Origin of the sequence: Chitinophaga sp. sic0106 (assembly GCF_019219075.1) — a bacterium.
Lineage (GTDB): Bacteria > Bacteroidota > Bacteroidia > Chitinophagales > Chitinophagaceae > Chitinophaga.
In genome coordinates this window covers 1-1,095 of sequence record NZ_JAHUWJ010000042.1, presented here as the reverse complement: position 1 = coordinate 1,095, position 1,095 = coordinate 1, and the positions used below count along the sequence as shown (strand labels likewise).

Genomic DNA, 1,095 nt, shown 5'->3' with positions numbered 1-1,095 from the left:
CGGTAGATTTGAAGAACGCATTTACACCAATGCTGATCGTATCGCCCGCCATTACCCTCAGTGTAATAGCTGGACCAGTCTTTTGATGACTACCATCTGCATTCAATTTAGCCACATACTTACCATCGGAGGCAGGATACCCCACCGGTGCGGCGGAGCGGGTGGCATCCACATTATCAAACAATTGTGACTCCATGGGCGCACGGGCCTCTTCCATGCTGGCTACATACATATTAAAGTCTGTCTGCTCCGTAAGCACTGTGCGCACATTCCCCAGGTGATCTTTGAGAAAATAATCGTACACATATCCAACGGGCATACCTGTACGATAAACTGTACGCACCCTTCCCTCTGCTGTGCTGATCAGTTCCAGCGAATCCTGCCGGTATACTGCTCCGGGAAGGTAGTCACGAACGATATGACGGGAAGGTGACACCGAATTATCCTGAACTGTTTTTCTCAACTTGTTCCCCAGCGCATCATACACATAGTCAATCGTCCCTTTGCCACTTACCTCAATATGAACAGGCAAATGAAGATGATTATAGGTAATACTGAGTCCCTTGTTAAGGTCCTGAATCAGGCTTCCTGTGGTATCATACTGGTAATCCGGTAATACACCTGCAACAGGTTCTTTAAAGTCCTGTGTCAGACTTTGACCATAGTCTGTTACATAGTTCAGTTTATTGCTGGCGTTATGATAGCCATACTGCAGGATGTCAATGGGCTGAGCAGCTGCCCCATTCATGCCCCATTGGGTCATGGCGGTAATATTGCCGTTGGCATCGTAACTTATGGCTGGCACATCATACTTAACCAGGTCATTAGTCCATGAGGCACCCGTAGTATTTTGCTGCCGGAAATCCGCGCCAGCAAGCCTGCCAGACGCATCATACCGATACCCATAAGCACGAGCCACCCCATCTGATCCTGATTTCCATAGCACTCCGGCTATATTGCCATTATACTGTGACTGCGTAAAACCTGTATCATAGCTGAGTACCTCGCCAAACCAGTTTCCGGTGCTACCACCATTATTTACATAGTTTGCATTAACGCTTGTTTGCCAGCCTGCCAGGTTATAGGTATTTTGCT

Annotated in this window: 1 pseudogene; it reads right to left on the bottom strand. The window is 47.8% G+C overall.

The window, feature by feature from the left end:
- Positions 1 to 1,095 (bottom strand): annotated as a pseudogene (locus KW844_RS28825) (hypothetical protein); the annotation flags it as partial.